We start from the raw sequence: 14,387 nt of genomic DNA on the forward strand, positions 1-14,387 counted from the left end.
GCAAATATCTCTAGTGTCTTTCGTATATTTCATTTTTGCGAGGTCATACTAATTTAAAAGGAGCAAAAAGCCAATGATAAAGATAAAATATACACTTTTGCTTTTACTTTTCTTAACTGCTTGTTCGAATGAGACGAACCAAGTGATATATCCGGAAAATGATTTACCAGAGTTAGAACAAGTATTGAACAGTAAAGAAGCAGTTTATGGATATCGAAGTGTGATGAACAAAGATGATGTACTTGTTTCAATCGATATACGGAGGATGCATCAATTTAGTGAAAACAAAATAGCAAAAAACATTGAGAAGGAATTAAAAGAAAAATTTCCGGATAAAGAATTTCTTGTATCAAATGACTTGAAATTAAAATGGGAAATCGAAAAAATAATGAAGCAAAATTTAAAAAATGACGAACTAACTAAATCAGTCGATGAAATAAAATCTTTATTAAAGGAAGAGACATAATGGACCAAAAACAATTCGATAAAATAGTCGAAAGACAGACCCCTAAACCCGTAATGTTTTTTAGTATACTAAAAGCATTTTTAATAGGAGGAGCTATTTGTACGATAGGGCAGCTAATTACTTTTTTTTATATACGATTTTTCCCTTTCACAGAAAGAACGGCTGCAAATCCTACAGTAGCTACAATGATCTTCATTGTAATGATTTTAACGGGAACCGGATTATACAAAAAGATTTCTCAAGTTGGAGGTGCTGGCTCGGCAGTGCCGGTAACTGGTTTTGGAAACGCCGTCGTTTCTGCTGCAATTGAACATAAATCAGAAGGCTATGTATTAGGGGTAGGAGGGAACATATTTAAGTTAGCCGGCTCCGTTATTGTGTTCGGTGTATTCTCTGCCTTTTGTGTAGCACTTATTAAAACAATTTTAGTGAAAATGGGAGTGGTCTCATGGTGAATACATTTGGGACAATTCAATTTAAAGAAAAACCTAGCATAGCAAGTACTGGTGTGGTTGTTGGACCAATGGAAAAAGATAGTCCTTTTGCTGCTTCATTTGATGAAATTCTTCCATTAGAGAATGAAAAAGATGAATCATATGAACAAGCGAATACACGTTTTATCGAAAAAGCTTGTGCAGTGACTGTTCAAAAAGGCCGGGAGCAGATGGATAATATCGATATGTTTATTGGTGGCGATTTGATCAATCAATTGTCTCCTACCAATTTTGCCGCAAGGAAATTAGCTATCCCTTTTTTAGGTGTTTTTTCGGCTTGTGCAAGCTCGATGGAATCAGTGATCCTTGGTAGCCTTCTAATAGAATCAGGTAATGCAAAGTCCATTTTAGCGGGGGCGTCTAGTCATCATCCAGCGGTGGAAAGACAGTTTAGATATCCGCTTGAATATGGAGCGCAAAAACCTGGAACAGCTCAATGGACCGTAACTGGTGCTGGTTTTGCACTACTTCAAAATCATGCAAAAAATGCGCCGATTATTACACATGCCACGATTGGAAGAGTGGTTGATGGAGGTCAACAAAACCCTCTACATATGGGAGCAGCGATGGCACCTGCAGCAAGAGATACAATAGAAAGACATTTAAAAAATACTAATAGTAAGATTTCTGATTATGACGTTATTATGACAGGTGATCTAGGGAAAATTGGTTTGTCTATCTTAAAGGAAATGTTTCAAGATGAAGATAGTGGAGTGATCCTACAAGATGCAGGAGCACAATTTTATGGAGACGATTCTTTTTTCAATGCAGGTGCTAGTGGGGCTGGTTGTTCAGCTACTGTTTTTTTTAGTCATATATACAAACAATTAAAAAATGGTGTTTATAAACGTGTATTGCTTGTTGCAACAGGAGCGTTATTATCACCTTTAACATTTCAACAAGGTGAAACAATTCCTTGTATTGCGCATGCCATTGAATGCCGTATGGAAAAGAGGGGATAAAATGATTTCTTCATTAATTACTTCATTTGTTGTTGGTGGCCTTTTTTGTGTTGTAGGTCAAATTTTGATGGACGGCTTAAAGCTTACGCCTGCTCATACTTTAAGCACGCTAGTAGTAGCGGGATCGATTTTAGACGGTATTGGTTTATATGAACCATTAATTGATTTTGCAGGAGCAGGTGCAACCATTCCTATTAGCTCGTTTGGGAATTCATTAACGCATGGTGCACTAATTGAAGCAGAAAAACATGGACTGATAGGTGTAATAACAGGAATGTTCGAGGTCACAAGCTCTGGAATAAGTGCAGCTATCATATTCGGAGTGATTGGCGCATTTATTTTTCAAAATCGGAATACGACCTACTAGTTAAAACGCCCTTTTTCTAAGTCACCTCTTTGCATATAGTAAGTTGAAGAGGAGAGGAGGGAAAGGATATGTACGACTACTGTGGTGGAGGATATCCCGGCTATGGCGGAGGCTATGGTAACGGTGGAAATCGTAGCTCAACATTCGTTTTAATCGTTGTTTTATTCATCTTATTAATTATTGTAGGAGCAAGTTTTCTCCCTTAATCCAAAACAATCATAATGTGAGGGGGAAAAGAAGTGCAAAATCCATTATTTAAAGCAATTGAAAATAAAACTGGAGTATCTATGGAAGACTTGTTTACGCTTGCCAATGCCATCTCATATGCAGATTTTACGGATGAAAAGCAAGTTCGTAAAATTGTACGCAAAGTTGGCAAGCTAGCAAATAAACCAGTATCTCAACAAATGGAAGATGAATTAACGAAGTCCATTTTACAAAGTGGAAGCTCGTTAAGCTTAAAAGATATAGAAAAGCTTTTATAGATAACAACTGAAAACTGAATTCTCTTTCGACAAAAAAGTGAACACTAAAAGCCTCAGGAAGATGACTTATATTTTATCCGATAAACTGGATAAAATAAAAGTTCAAATTTTCTGAGGCTAAGTGGTTTAAAGTATATTTTTTTCGGGTATGGAGTAAATATAAATAGATGGAGGTGGAAAAGATGGGCTATATTATTCCAAATCAACCGATACAGTCTCAGATTTATGCTAACCGAATGCTAATGGATAATTATAATTTTGCGTACATTAATAATGTGGACGGCGTTAGGATGAAGACAAGCTTCGAGGAACATTTACATAAGCAAGAGCAAGAACTAGAACTAGCAGAAAACGAAGAAAAGCAATTAAAGGAACCAAAAGAATCAACTGATCTACCATTATATAAAAGCTTTATCCAACCAAACCCTATCAATTTATCACCAATAATCGCGGAAATTAGCGGTAAAGGAAATAATATTAATCGTTATATCTGATGAAAATGCCAATATGTAAGTTGGCATTTTTTTTTATTGGTTAGAAAGCTCTATGGCTTGTCGATCAGTATAGGGAAACTGCGAAGTAAGAAATTTTATTAGGTGACCACTAGGATTTTGGCACGGCGGCGCTTCGCTTTCCGCGGGCGAGTGCCACCGCACTAAATCCCTCCAATTGTGTAGTTGCAGAATAAGTATCTCCAGATAATGGATAAGGGCAACCAAAAAGCAGTGAAAGCAACCAGTCCTAGCCTGAGAGTAAACAAAAGACTGTTGAGAGCAACTAGAGGCAGTCTGAAAGCAATCAAATTTCCCCTAAGAGCAACCAATTATTCATAAAACAAGTTTACTTGGAGTGAGACGCAGAGTATAATGGCGCATTATTGGGGATGGCTTTACAAAAAGCATCGACTTTGTCGGCTTTGTCGCGTTCAGCCGGTATTTTCTCGTGTTCAAGGGCTAGTTTATCGCAGTCACAGTGGATATTGTCGCACTCCACCATTTATTGGATTTACCCATTTGAAAAACTGTTTAATAGTTGGCTTTTAGCAAGTCGATACCTGAATAAACAAGCAGTTATTATTGATTTTTACTGCAGGCGTCGACTCCTGCCGAGGCCAACAGGATGTTGGTTTCTAAGGCGTTGCCACACGATGTGGCGTTCTTAGCCTTTGTTCCTCCGCCTGAGCAAAATGAGACATTCCAACGACGCCCTAAGCGGAGGGAATGGCTCATCGCTCACCCGGCGGAAAGCGTACGACTGCAGTGAAAATCTAGCGGACACCTTCATCAACTACCTACTTCGCAGTTTCCCTATTATGTGCGACATCCCCATATTATTGAACATTTCCATTGGTCTTATTGAGCTAGAGATAAGCGCTTGCGATGTATGATCTAATACTGGGCTTTTGACCAATTGATACAAACCCAAATTACATATAGTAAAAACGATGATACCATGCAAGAAAGTGAATAACAGCTACAGTTGGGTGTTATTAAAAAATAAATATTTTGTAAAGGAGGCCTCGCAAATTGCGAGAAAAAAATATGGAAAAAGCATTAGGCACTCTTATTAATAGGGAAATTACTATATTTCTAGATAACAAACAATTTGCGGAAGGTGTTTTGCTAGATGTGAGACAAGATTATCTGGCTATTGATATAAATGAAAAAATATATTATTTCACGTTTGCCCATATCAAAGCCTTTACGAAAAAGGCAAAAGATTTAAACGCTCCAATAAAGAGAGAGAGTCCTCTAAGCAGTAATGATTTTATAGGTATATTAACGAGCTTACAAAACGAATGGGTTACTATTAATTGTTTTAGCGATCAAGCATTTTATGGGATATTAAGCATTGTCCTAGAGGATTATATTATTGTCACTAATAATGAAGAACTTCATTATATAGCTACGTCCTATATTGCAAATATTCATCAAGCCGTTTTCCACGACCAACTCAGACAAACAAAAGAGGACGATATTGAAATACACTCAACAACTAGTGAATTTAATGAAGATATTACAATGGAAGACCTTGTTATTAGGTTGCTTGCAGTTTTGAAAAAACAAATAGATGTTTCTAAGGAAGACGTACAAGAAAAACAAGTTAACGAAAAGAATGAAGAACCAAACATCAATAAAGAATCTCCAATTAAAATAAACGAAAAAAGAATACTTTTAACTCCTTGGAGTCAAATGAATTACGATCAAAATACTATTGCGATTCCGGCAACCAACAGAAAAAAGCGTACACAAGTTATAGCGCCTCCATCAGAGTTAAACGAAACACTAAAAGAAGAAAAACTCGAACTTCCTAAAACAAATGAGTCCCCCATACAAGCACCTATCCAAAGATTTGAGGAACAGAAAACCGAAACATTTATAAATCCTAAAGAGAAGAAAGCAATGTTAAAAAAGCAATATTATGCACTAATGAAACATGCGGGGCAAAACTCTGCCACTTTTGATCAAAATCCATTAAGTGATATGGAAAACAATTTGGACAATGATGAAAGAAAAAAAGGTGAAAATGAAATGGTAGAAAAACAGTTTTATTCGTTAATGAGACATGCAGCGAAGATGTATCGCAAAATGAGAGACTAAAAAAGGCATTATCTCATAAGAAAGTGTAGAATTACAAATTTCATAACAAAAAGTGGAATGCATCCATCGTGCATTCCACTTTTATTAGTTACTACTATAAACTTTTATCCATCGCACGATGCGGAATCCCTGCTTCTAAAAATTCAGGAGAAGTAATCGTGTATTGTCTTTTTTCATAAAATGGAATAGCATAGCTTTGGGCATTTAACTTCAGCTTTTGAAAACCATTCGAAAAAGCATAATCTTCCATACATTGCATCATTAAATTGCCAAAGTTTTTGCCTCTATATTCAGGTAAAATACAAACACGTTCTACTTTACCGATAGATGGTTCAGTCGAGCGAATACGACCTGCACCAAAAGGTGTTTCTCCATCATACGCAACAAAATGAACTGCATCCGCATCATATTCATCTAATTCCAGATGAAGGGGCACATCTTGTTCTTCTACAAAGACTTTTCGTCGAACGAGGATTGCATCTTGATATTCTTTTTCCGTTTCTACTTTCTTCGCAATAACCAATACTTATTCAGCTCCAGACAATCTAAATGTTTCGTAAACGGTCCAAGAACCATCTTCAAGTTGGTACAATAAATGAATGCGATCAATTTGTTCTTCGAATTCGGCCCCAATCATTTTCAACTGAGGATAAATATCATCGTGTTCACTAGCATTCATTTTTTGTGCAATTGTAATATGTGGCACAAATGCATAGGTTTCATCGTCATTAAATCCAATTGCATTTAAGCTTTTGTGTAAGGAGATTAAATCCTCTGTTGGTTCAACCTTAAAGTAGATAGCATTTGTAACAGGGGCAAACGAGCTTACTTTAGACGTTTTTAGCGTAAATGGTTTATGTTCTTTTGCAACATGTGCTACATTTTCTGCAATTTTCTTGATTTCGTTTTCGTTTGCTTCGAATACTCCTTTAATCGTCATATGCGGTGTGATTAATGCATAATGGGGATCATAACGCTTTCTATAGGAGTTAGCAAAGTCCTGTACTTTTTTAGATGGGAAAGCAACAATACCGTATTTCATTTTTTATTACCTCCTCGAAGTTTTAATATTCCACTTAATCAGTATAACAAAAAATTATTTATAAGCCGAAATTGTTTTTTAGTGATCTTTTCATATCTGGCTGCCAAAGCTTCCAAGTATGGTCTCCATCTAATTCGTCATAAAACGTGGGAAATCCTTTTTTTATTATTAAATTATGCAAATTTCGATTGGAGGTGACGAAATCGGTTAATAAGCCGTCTCCTGTTTTAACTGTTGTCTCGCCTTTTCCGAAGACATGATAAAGAGAGAAGGCATGAACATCTTTATGACTTTCAACTTGAGATAATACATACTCATTTACTAACGGAGAGTGTAGTATAACCTTTCCGAATGTATTCGGGTATTGAAGAGCTGTGAGTAAAGATACAGTAGCAGCAAGAGAATCGCCAATTAATGCACGTCCCATTCCAATTTGATAAGTAGGGTAGTTTGCATCTATGTACGGGATAAGTTCCTGTGCTAAAAATCGAATATATGCTTGATGCTTTTCACCATCCGGATGATATTTTTCTCTACGATCTTTTACACTTTTGTAGGGAACACCAACAATGATTAAGTTTTCAATTTCTTTTTTCTCATATAATTCATCTGCTACTCGTGTAATACGCCCTAACTGAAAATAATCTTTTCCGTCGTTTGCGATAAGAATAGAATATTTATATAGTGGGGAATAATTGGGTGGTAAGTAAATAAGTAATTGCATATCTTCTTGCAATGCATTACTAAAAAGCGTTAAGTCCTGTACAACTCCTCTGTTCATATAGAACCTCCTACAAGTAATCATGTTGTATAGAAATTGTAACATATACATGAACAGAGGTATAATAAACATCCATCACATGAAACATTGTGTTTAGTAAAACCAAGTGCTTGCATACAAAAAATGAATCAATGCTTCGAAAAAATTACTAAAGGGGGCAGTTTAATTGGATAGACAGACGTCAAGAGTACATTCACGAGTAGTGGAAAAAGCTGCAAATGATGCATTGCTACGAAGAGGTGTAACAATTGAGGAAATCGCTAAAATTGTTTATGAAATGCAAATGCCATACAATAAAGGATTGACCATTGAACACTGTATAGAATCGATTAAAAGTGTTTTGAAAAAAAGAGAAATGCAACATGCCATTTTAGTGGGGATCGAATTAGATGAGCTAGCTGAAAAGAAAATGTTATCAGCACCACTACAACAAATTGTAGAAGCAGATGAGGGCTTGTTTGGCGTAGATGAAACAATTGCACTAGGAGCAGTATTTACGTACGGCAGTATTGCAGTAACTACTTTTGGTCATTTAGATAAAAATAAAATTGGCATCATTTCTAAGCTAGACACGAAAATTGGCAACGGTGTGCATACGTTCTTAGACGATATCGTCTGTAGCATCGCGGCAAGCGCTGCATCTCGCTTAGCTCATCGTACGAGGGATTTAGAAGAAGCAAACGAGACATTTGAGGATATAGCTCCAGAAGAGACAGCTCCTGAATCGAACATCGACGACGTGAGAACATAATAAAAAGCAAAAAAATCCTAAGTTGCTCTATCAAGCGATTTGGGATTTTTGATTGTAGGGATACAGCGAAAAATGTGCCTACTATCGAAGGATATTCTAAAATTCAACAAGAAATTGTGTCTTTACAAGATGCACTGCAACTTTTCCATCATCAAACCCGGTTAATTTAAAAATCCCAAGTCTTTTTGCGAAGACTTGGGATTTTGTACTCATCAGGAAGAAAAGTTGATTATTTAGACAGAAGAAGTATAAACCTAGAAGCCGTTTTTTTCCTGTATGGGTAAGACTGTAGAATATTTAATTTCCCTTAGTGCTAAGCTAGTTTGAATGCGTGAAATTCCCAACGTATTTAGCTTTCTAATAAAATTCTCCAATTCTCGGCGGTCTTTGTTTGCAACTTTTAGAAGATAATCATATTCCCCTGTTATGCAGTGGCACTCTAGAACTTCTGGGATTGATTCTAATGCTTCCTCTAAGGCCTTGAGCTTTTCATGTTGATGAATATTCGTACTCATGAAAATAAAGGATAATAAATCATATCCTAGCTTTTCTTGATTTAATATAACAACATGTCGATCAATATATCCTTCTTTTTCTAGTCTTTTTATCCGTGCATGAGTAGCAGGTGGAGACAGATTAACTCGTTTAGCAATTTCAGCATTACTTATTTGTCCTTCATTTTGCAAAATATCTAAGATATGAAAATCTACCTCATCAAGTATCTTACTTAAAGATTCCACTGTTTTTCCACTCCTTTATATTCTTCAAATATACTCAAGAAATAGTAATGATAACTAAAGATTATTTCTTAAATATAACTAAATACTTAATGAAATTTTGAATTTATTTAATTATACAGAAAGAAGTATCGTTTTGGGGGAGAAATGTTAAAATTATTTAAATTGTATATTTTATATCACTGGAATGTCACTAGAAGACATAGAACAAAGAGTGGTGATAATTGAAGGGGCAGGGAATAAGGAATGCCGATTAAGTATTATGTCTTACTTTTATTAACTTGTTTGTTTTGGGCGGGAAATTTCGTTGTTAGTAAATCTCTTGTTGATCATGCTTCACCGATCACTCTGACGACTTTGAGATGGATGATTGCAGTCGTTTGTCTTATACCGCTTGTATGGTGGAAAGAAAAAAAGATTCTGCCACCACGAAATGCCCTACTTTCTTTATTTTTTATGGGACTAACAGGAGTAGTGCTATTTAATATTTTGCAGTTTTTAGCATTAGAGCATACTACAGCTACAAATGTAGGATTAATATCTACACTCAATATGATTTCTATCGCTGTTTGTTCTTTTATATTTTTGAAAGAAAAAATTAATTTGCTACAATTTGTTTCCATGATTTTTTCTCTTTGTGGTGTTATTCTTGTTCTATCAAAAGGGAAAATAGATTACTTGATTTCACTGCATTTTAATATAGGAGATTTATGGATGTTAGCTGCTGTATGTGTATGGGGTTTATACACGGTTTGCACTAAATGGGCCATGACGAAAGTTTCAGCTTTGCTATCTACTTTGTATTCCGCTATTTTTGGATTAATTGTTCTCTTGCCTTTTGGCATATCTAATTTTAATGTTACCGATATAAATACTTCATTCTCAGTTGCTATGCTTTATACAGGGGTAGTTTCTACGGTGATATGTATGTTACTTTGGAATATTTGTGTTCAAAAATTGGGTTCAACGACGTCAGGAGTTTTTCTAAATTTTAATCCAATATTTACGGCCATTTTAGCTTTTCTATTTCTTGGTGAACAAATGACTTTGATTCAAGCAACTGGTAGTGCCGTCGTTATAACAGGCTGCTATTTATTTTTGTACTTTGCAACCAAAAATCGAAAATTTAAAGAAAGTTATTAATCCATTTTAATTATTGAGGAGGATATGATGAATCAAGGTTCTTGGAGAGCATTGGTATGGATTAGCTTGTCGGTCTTATGTGCTTTAAGTTTGTGGTTTAGTGCATCAGTAATTGCACCCCAATTAATTGAGATGTGGAATCTTAACTCCGGTTTAGAAGCTTGGCTTTCTGCTACTGTTCCTATTGGATTTGTAATAGGAGCAGTAGTTAGTTCATTATTGGGGGTTGCTGACCGTTTTAATCCCCGTAAAGTTTTTGCAATTTCAGCATTTCTAGGCGCAATAGTAAATGTCTTGCTAATTTTCGTCGATTCAGCATTTTTCGGTATTCTGCTTAGAATTTCAACTGGAATAGTACTTGCTGGGGTGTACCCGATCGCGGTGAAAATATTATCTCAATGGTTTCCTAAAAATCGCGGGATTGCTATTGGAATCTTAATAGCAGCACTTACACTCGGGTCATCTTTACCTCATTTTGTTGTGCTATTTTTTTCTTCGTTAAACTGGAAAATTGTTATTGTTTGTAGTTCGGTTTTGGCTTTATTATCGTCTATCATTGTTCTTTTTGTTTTAGAAGACGCACCTGGAAAATCGAAAAGATTGCTTGTCTCATTAAAGTTAATAAAAAAAGTAGTAATGAATAAACCGGTAATGCTTGCAAACTACGGTTATTTTGGCCATATGTGGGAATTGTATGCGATGTGGACTTGGCTTCCAGCATTTTTAACTGCTAGTTTTTTAATTGCTTTTCCTGAAGTTCCACATTGGTTCATTGCATTGTCCTCTTTCAGTTCCATAGGAATAGCAGGAGGGATTGGCTGTGTGATAGGTGGGTTCCTATCCGATAAAATAGGAAGAGCCAATTTAACGATTATTTCAATGTTTGTTAGTGCTATATGTTCTATCCTGATAGGGTTTACTTTTGGGCAATCGATTTGGTTAACTTTAATAATTTCTATCATTTGGGGGATGTCTGTTATATCCGATTCAGCTCAGTTTTCTGTAGCAGTTTCAGAATTTGCCGAAGAGGACTACATAGGTACGGCCCTTACTTTCCAAATGTGCGTTGGTTTCCTTCTTACTATATTTTCTATAAATCTAATTCCTGTTATTCAGAGTATAGTCGGTTGGAAATGGGTCTTTACTGTGCTAGCGATTGGACCCATTCTTGGAATTGTATTTATGGTTAAGTATAAAGGTTACGAATTCAACAACCGAAGCGTGTAAATGTGGTGTCCTTTATCAAATTACTCCTTCTAAAATAGTTGAAAGTTATTTGGAGCATTATGATTTTTTCTGCTGTTAATTAATGTAATGCAGTGAGCCAATCGCTCCACCCCATGTAAAATTTGATCCTCACCCACCTGAGAAATGCTCAATCGAAGGATATTTCCTTTTTCATGTTCTAGTAAAAACATTCTAGAAGCGTCATCCACATATACATGCTGCTCTTTTAGCATATGAACTACCTGTTTTGCTGTCACATTTTCGGGCAAACCGATAGATAGGTAGAATCCTGAAGGCGGTTTAGAAAAATAAACATTGGCAGGTAGCAATAATTTACATGCTTTCTGAAGTATTTGCATTTTATGATGATATACCTCTTTTATTTTTTGGAGATGGCTATTAAACATTCCGCTTTTTAAATAAATTTCAAGAGCACCTTGAGATAGTGCCGAACTATTAAAATCGGAACTAAATTTATATCGTAAAAAATTGTTAACCATAATTGTTGGAAGAACAGCAACAGCAATCCTTAAGCCCGGAAGGAAGATTTTAGAAAAGCTTTTAATATAAATAACCCTGCCTGAAGGATTGAAAGAATATAAAGGATCCGATTTAGCATTAGGATCAAGATCTCCTAAAAAATCGTCTTCTACTATATATACATCGTATTTTTCGGCTAGTTCCACGATTTTTTTCTTTTCACTATTTGAGTAACAATGCCCAAGTGGATTGTGAAATCTTGGGATGATATAGAAAAACTTTATATCATTATTTCGAAAAATGTATTCTAGACGTTCAAGGTCGATTCCTTCCATCGTTAACTCAATACCAAATGTCTTTGCTTGTTGTAATTTGAGCGACTCTATCATTCCAAAATAAGTAGGTTGCTCAATTAGGATATTATTTTTTCCATTTGGAAAGGGGATAGAAACTAATAAATTCAAGGCCTGCTGCGAGCCAGAAACAACAATTACTCTTTCAGGTTGAGTGAACACTTGTAAACTTTGCAAGTATTTTACCAACTGTACTCGTAATGAGTAAAGCCCTTGTTGATCAGAGTAAGTAAAAAGTTCTTCTTTATATTGTTCAATTGCTTGATTTATACAATGTTGGAAATCAATATAAGGCATCACGCTTTTATCAGGACCAGCAGATAAGAAATCAATCACATTAATTTCATTCTTTTCAATTCGAAAATCATTCACAACAAAGTAACCACTTTTTGGAACAGAATAAATTAAATGTTCTTTTTCTAGTTCCGAATATGCTTTGATAACTGTATTTTTGCTACATGAAAATTCCACAGATAGCTGACGAACAGAAGGAAGCTTACTACCTGCTTTGAGCAATCCGTCTGTAAGCTGTTGCTTAATTTCCTCCATTATCCTAAAGTATTTTGATCCCATATACTAATCCTCCTTTAACTGTACCATGACAGATAGGTTAATTAACGGTTTATTTCAGTGGATGAACCTATTATTATGATGATTATATCAGAGCTGTATTTTAATAATAATTTAAAAGGTACAGATGTGCAGCAAACTAAATAAAGATAGGGGTAGAACATTATGCAGGGAGAGACTAGGGAGAAAATTGGATTGTTGATGGGATTAGTAGGTGTTTTTTGTTTTAGTTTAACGCTACCTTCTACAAGTATTGCAGTAGAATATTTTGGAACAACTGTGGTTGGTTTAGGAAGAACTGTTATTGCTGCTATTTTAGTAGCTGTCGTATTGATTGTTCGAAAAGAAAAACTACCTTCGCTTCTCCAATTTAAAAGTTTGGTAATTGTAGCTGTTGGTGCAGTTTTAGGATTTCCACTCCTCACTTCTTGGGCTATGAAATCCTTACCCGTTTCTCATGGAGCAGTTGAATTAGCGCTGTTACCATTAGCGACAACAGGGTTTGCTATGTTAAGAGCGAGTGAAATCCCATCTCGCAAATTCTGGATTTCAAGCATCATTGGATCTTTAGCTGTTATTATGTACGCGCTTCATCTTGGATTCGGTCAATTACAATTTGCCGATTTAGCACTACTCGCAGCAGTGATTATACTTGGACTAAGTTATGCCGAGGGAGGAAGGTTGTCGAAAGAATTAGGTAGCTGGCAAGTGATTGCTTGGGCAATTCTGATAGGCGCTCCATTCTTCATTATTCCAGTTGGTTTAAACCTTACAACCGAAATGCTCCATGCACCTATTCAAGCTTGGGTTAGTTTAATTTATCTCGCTGTGATTAGTCAATTTCTAGCATATGTTGCTTGGTATAGTGGAATGGCTATGGGGGGAATAGCAAGAGTGAGTCAACTGCAATATTTACAACCATTTTTGATGATTATATTTGCAACAGTATTTCTAGATGAATCCATCACATTTTTCACTATTGTAGTAGCAGTCATTGTTGTCTTTTCTGTTATTTTAGGAAAAAATGCTTCCATAACCAAAAAAGAATCAATACTTAAGGAAAACTAACTGCATGTTTATTTGAAATAGTCAATGCATGGCAGTTAGTTTATTGATGAAAGCAAATTATTAATATCATTGTTGAGCCGGACGAAACCCGGCTTTCATAGCTTCATATTCCGTACAAAACCATTCTTCTGGTTTAGTTTCCTCATAATGCTTACCGCTCGGGATATGGTAAATTTTATTACCCTGGCGATTTATATTTCCTTTTATAAGGCATTTTCCATTTGTTTCAGAAGGTATCTTTTGGTTATTATTTAGGACAGCAGTGTTAAATCCTCGATCTGTTACGTAGCCCGGCGTTTGCCAAACACCAAGTTTTTCATTTTTTCCTCTTTCTTCTGCTTTTTCAAAAACATCTATGTATTTTGTGTTTGGAGGAAAGACATATGCTACGCGTGCTAGCCCTTCTTCTAGAAGTATTTCTTGGACACTGACACCATCCACATAAATATAAGCAAGCATTCGATTGTAATCATCCAATCGATTCCCAGCATCAAATTCAATTGTAACCTCTCCATTATCGAGCAATTGTTTGTTGCGGGACTTCGCTTCTTCTCCGTATGGCTGTTTTCCAAGTGTTTGATGATGTAATTCAGGTGTGTCAATTAGTAAGTATCTTATTGTCTCTACTTTTCCGTTATACATTACTTTAATTGTATCCCCGTCTATAACATCTATTACCTCAACGGGAGATGCTTGCTTAGTTTCTGTGCTTTCATCGGAAGAGATGACTTCACAACCGAATAGCATACAAAAAATTATAAGTAAAATTATCTTTTTCATTCAATCACCATAAATAAGTTTAGCATAAATAAATGAAGAGAAAAATAATGCAAAAATCAGCTTTTCTTTTACTGAAGAAAA

The 14,387-nt window shown here is 35.6% G+C and carries 17 protein-coding genes and 1 pseudogene; 12 read left to right on the plus strand and 6 right to left on the minus strand.

All coding sequences use genetic code 11. The features are described 5' to 3' along the window. The first annotated feature begins 73 nt into the window (after positions 1-73). The 8 genes and pseudogenes from ACIP9W_RS05280 to ACIP9W_RS05315 all read left to right on the plus strand — a co-directional run bounded on the left by ACIP9W_RS05280 (position 74) and on the right by ACIP9W_RS05315 (position 5,374). Positions 74-466 carry a hypothetical protein gene (locus tag ACIP9W_RS05280; protein WP_400786782.1) on the plus strand — a complete coding sequence of 131 codons (393 nt, stop codon included), beginning with the start codon at positions 74-76 and terminating at the stop codon, positions 464-466. Next, positions 466-921 carry a stage V sporulation protein AC gene (spoVAC, locus tag ACIP9W_RS05285; RefSeq protein ID WP_282245998.1) on the plus strand — a complete coding sequence of 152 codons (456 nt, stop codon included), beginning with the start codon at positions 466-468 and terminating at the stop codon, positions 919-921. The genes ACIP9W_RS05280 and spoVAC overlap by 1 nt, the downstream gene beginning before the upstream one ends. Continuing rightward, on the plus strand, positions 915-1,922 hold the full coding sequence (gene spoVAD, locus ACIP9W_RS05290; RefSeq protein WP_400786784.1) for a stage V sporulation protein AD: 1,008 nt from the start codon (positions 915-917) through the stop codon (positions 1,920-1,922). The genes spoVAC and spoVAD overlap by 7 nt, the downstream gene beginning before the upstream one ends. Before the next feature lies 1 nt (position 1,923). Next, a complete protein-coding gene (gene spoVAE, locus ACIP9W_RS05295; RefSeq protein ID WP_400786786.1) occupies positions 1,924-2,289 on the plus strand; it encodes a stage V sporulation protein AE in 366 nt (121 codons plus the stop codon). Between the two features lie 131 nt (positions 2,290-2,420). Further along, positions 2,421-2,495, plus strand: a pseudogene (locus ACIP9W_RS05300) (YjcZ family sporulation protein); the annotation flags it as partial. 33 nt (positions 2,496-2,528) lie between these two features. Next, positions 2,529-2,774, plus strand: coding sequence for a stage VI sporulation protein F (locus tag ACIP9W_RS05305; protein WP_142537535.1), 246 nt, complete (start codon positions 2,529-2,531; stop codon positions 2,772-2,774). 182 nt (positions 2,775-2,956) lie between these two features. After that, positions 2,957-3,268 carry a hypothetical protein gene (locus ACIP9W_RS05310; RefSeq protein WP_400786789.1) on the plus strand — a complete coding sequence of 104 codons (312 nt, stop codon included), beginning with the start codon at positions 2,957-2,959 and terminating at the stop codon, positions 3,266-3,268. Between the two features lie 1,032 nt (positions 3,269-4,300). Then, positions 4,301-5,374 (plus strand): hypothetical protein, encoded by a 1,074-nt coding sequence (locus ACIP9W_RS05315; RefSeq protein ID WP_400786792.1) that lies wholly within the window; start codon positions 4,301-4,303, stop codon positions 5,372-5,374. Positions 5,375-5,468: 94 nt separating this feature from the next. Here ACIP9W_RS05315 and ACIP9W_RS05320 read toward each other — a convergent pair whose 3' ends face one another. The 3 genes from ACIP9W_RS05320 to ACIP9W_RS05330 are packed head-to-tail and all read right to left on the minus strand — an operon-like array spanning position 5,469 to position 7,197. Next, entirely contained in the window at positions 5,469-5,897 is a 429-nt protein-coding gene (locus ACIP9W_RS05320) for a GNAT family N-acetyltransferase (RefSeq protein WP_282245976.1), read from the minus strand. 3 nt (positions 5,898-5,900) lie between these two features. Continuing rightward, the gene (locus ACIP9W_RS05325) at positions 5,901-6,416 is read right to left on the minus strand and encodes a YjcG family protein (RefSeq protein WP_400786795.1); all 516 of its coding nucleotides are present in this window, start codon (positions 6,414-6,416) and stop codon (positions 5,901-5,903) included. Between the two features lie 58 nt (positions 6,417-6,474). Next, positions 6,475-7,197, minus strand: coding sequence for an alpha/beta hydrolase (locus ACIP9W_RS05330; protein WP_400786797.1), 723 nt, complete (start codon positions 7,195-7,197; stop codon positions 6,475-6,477). 166 nt (positions 7,198-7,363) lie between these two features. On the opposite strand from ACIP9W_RS05330, the gene ACIP9W_RS05335 reads away from it, so the two are divergent. After that, positions 7,364-7,948: a phosphatidylglycerophosphatase A family protein gene (locus ACIP9W_RS05335; RefSeq protein WP_400786800.1), complete on the plus strand. Its 585-nt coding sequence runs from the start codon at positions 7,364-7,366 to the stop codon at positions 7,946-7,948. Between the two features lie 254 nt (positions 7,949-8,202). Here ACIP9W_RS05335 and ACIP9W_RS05340 read toward each other — a convergent pair whose 3' ends face one another. Further along, the gene (locus tag ACIP9W_RS05340; RefSeq protein ID WP_400786803.1) at positions 8,203-8,688 is read right to left on the minus strand and encodes an Lrp/AsnC family transcriptional regulator; all 486 of its coding nucleotides are present in this window, start codon (positions 8,686-8,688) and stop codon (positions 8,203-8,205) included. Between the two features lie 243 nt (positions 8,689-8,931). Between ACIP9W_RS05340 and ACIP9W_RS05345 the strand changes: the two genes are divergently transcribed. Both ACIP9W_RS05345 and ACIP9W_RS05350 read left to right on the plus strand, forming a co-directional pair. Next, on the plus strand, positions 8,932-9,828 hold the full coding sequence (locus ACIP9W_RS05345) for a DMT family transporter (RefSeq protein ID WP_400786805.1): 897 nt from the start codon (positions 8,932-8,934) through the stop codon (positions 9,826-9,828). A gap of 24 nt (positions 9,829-9,852) precedes the next feature. Next, entirely contained in the window at positions 9,853-11,055 is a 1,203-nt protein-coding gene (locus tag ACIP9W_RS05350) for an MFS transporter (protein ID WP_400786808.1), read from the plus strand. A gap of 29 nt (positions 11,056-11,084) precedes the next feature. Here the strand turns inward: ACIP9W_RS05350 and ACIP9W_RS05355 are convergent, their stop codons facing one another. Beyond that, positions 11,085-12,461 carry an aminotransferase-like domain-containing protein gene (locus ACIP9W_RS05355; protein WP_400786810.1) on the minus strand — a complete coding sequence of 459 codons (1,377 nt, stop codon included), beginning with the start codon at positions 12,459-12,461 and terminating at the stop codon, positions 11,085-11,087. A gap of 162 nt (positions 12,462-12,623) precedes the next feature. Here ACIP9W_RS05355 and ACIP9W_RS05360 point away from each other — a divergent pair, with 162 nt between their 5' ends. Further along, entirely contained in the window at positions 12,624-13,526 is a 903-nt protein-coding gene (locus ACIP9W_RS05360) for a DMT family transporter (protein ID WP_400786812.1), read from the plus strand. A 66-nt stretch (positions 13,527-13,592) separates the two neighbouring features. On the opposite strand, the gene ACIP9W_RS05365 is transcribed toward ACIP9W_RS05360, so the two are convergent. Further along, the gene (locus tag ACIP9W_RS05365; RefSeq protein ID WP_400786814.1) at positions 13,593-14,306 is read right to left on the minus strand and encodes a thermonuclease family protein; all 714 of its coding nucleotides are present in this window, start codon (positions 14,304-14,306) and stop codon (positions 13,593-13,595) included. Positions 14,307-14,387: the final 81 nt, after the last annotated feature.

The sequence above is a fragment of the Psychrobacillus sp. NPDC093180 genome (assembly GCF_044754065.1).
GTDB lineage: Bacteria > Bacillota > Bacilli > Bacillales_A > Planococcaceae > Psychrobacillus.

Excerpts from the sequence above, each read along its gene's own strand:
- ACIP9W_RS05365 (WP_400786814.1), bottom strand. The coding sequence starts at position 14,306 with ATGAAAAAGATAATTTTACTTATAATTTTTTGTATGCTATTCGGTTGT.
- ACIP9W_RS05360 (WP_400786812.1), top strand. The coding sequence starts at position 12,624 with ATGCAGGGAGAGACTAGGGAGAAAATTGGATTGTTGATGGGATTAGTA.
- ACIP9W_RS05355 (WP_400786810.1), bottom strand. The coding sequence starts at position 12,461 with ATGGGATCAAAATACTTTAGGATAATGGAGGAAATTAAGCAACAGCTT.
- ACIP9W_RS05325 (WP_400786795.1), bottom strand. The coding sequence starts at position 6,416 with ATGAAATACGGTATTGTTGCTTTCCCATCTAAAAAAGTACAGGACTTT.
- ACIP9W_RS05345 (WP_400786805.1), top strand. The coding sequence starts at position 8,932 with ATGCCGATTAAGTATTATGTCTTACTTTTATTAACTTGTTTGTTTTGG.
- ACIP9W_RS05310 (WP_400786789.1), top strand. The coding sequence starts at position 2,957 with ATGGGCTATATTATTCCAAATCAACCGATACAGTCTCAGATTTATGCT.
- spoVAD (WP_400786784.1), top strand. The coding sequence starts at position 915 with ATGGTGAATACATTTGGGACAATTCAATTTAAAGAAAAACCTAGCATA.
- ACIP9W_RS05350 (WP_400786808.1), top strand. The coding sequence starts at position 9,853 with ATGATGAATCAAGGTTCTTGGAGAGCATTGGTATGGATTAGCTTGTCG.
- ACIP9W_RS05280 (WP_400786782.1), top strand. The coding sequence starts at position 74 with ATGATAAAGATAAAATATACACTTTTGCTTTTACTTTTCTTAACTGCT.
- spoVAC (WP_282245998.1), top strand. The coding sequence starts at position 466 with ATGGACCAAAAACAATTCGATAAAATAGTCGAAAGACAGACCCCTAAA.
- spoVAE (WP_400786786.1), top strand. The coding sequence starts at position 1,924 with ATGATTTCTTCATTAATTACTTCATTTGTTGTTGGTGGCCTTTTTTGT.
- ACIP9W_RS05330 (WP_400786797.1), bottom strand. The coding sequence starts at position 7,197 with ATGAACAGAGGAGTTGTACAGGACTTAACGCTTTTTAGTAATGCATTG.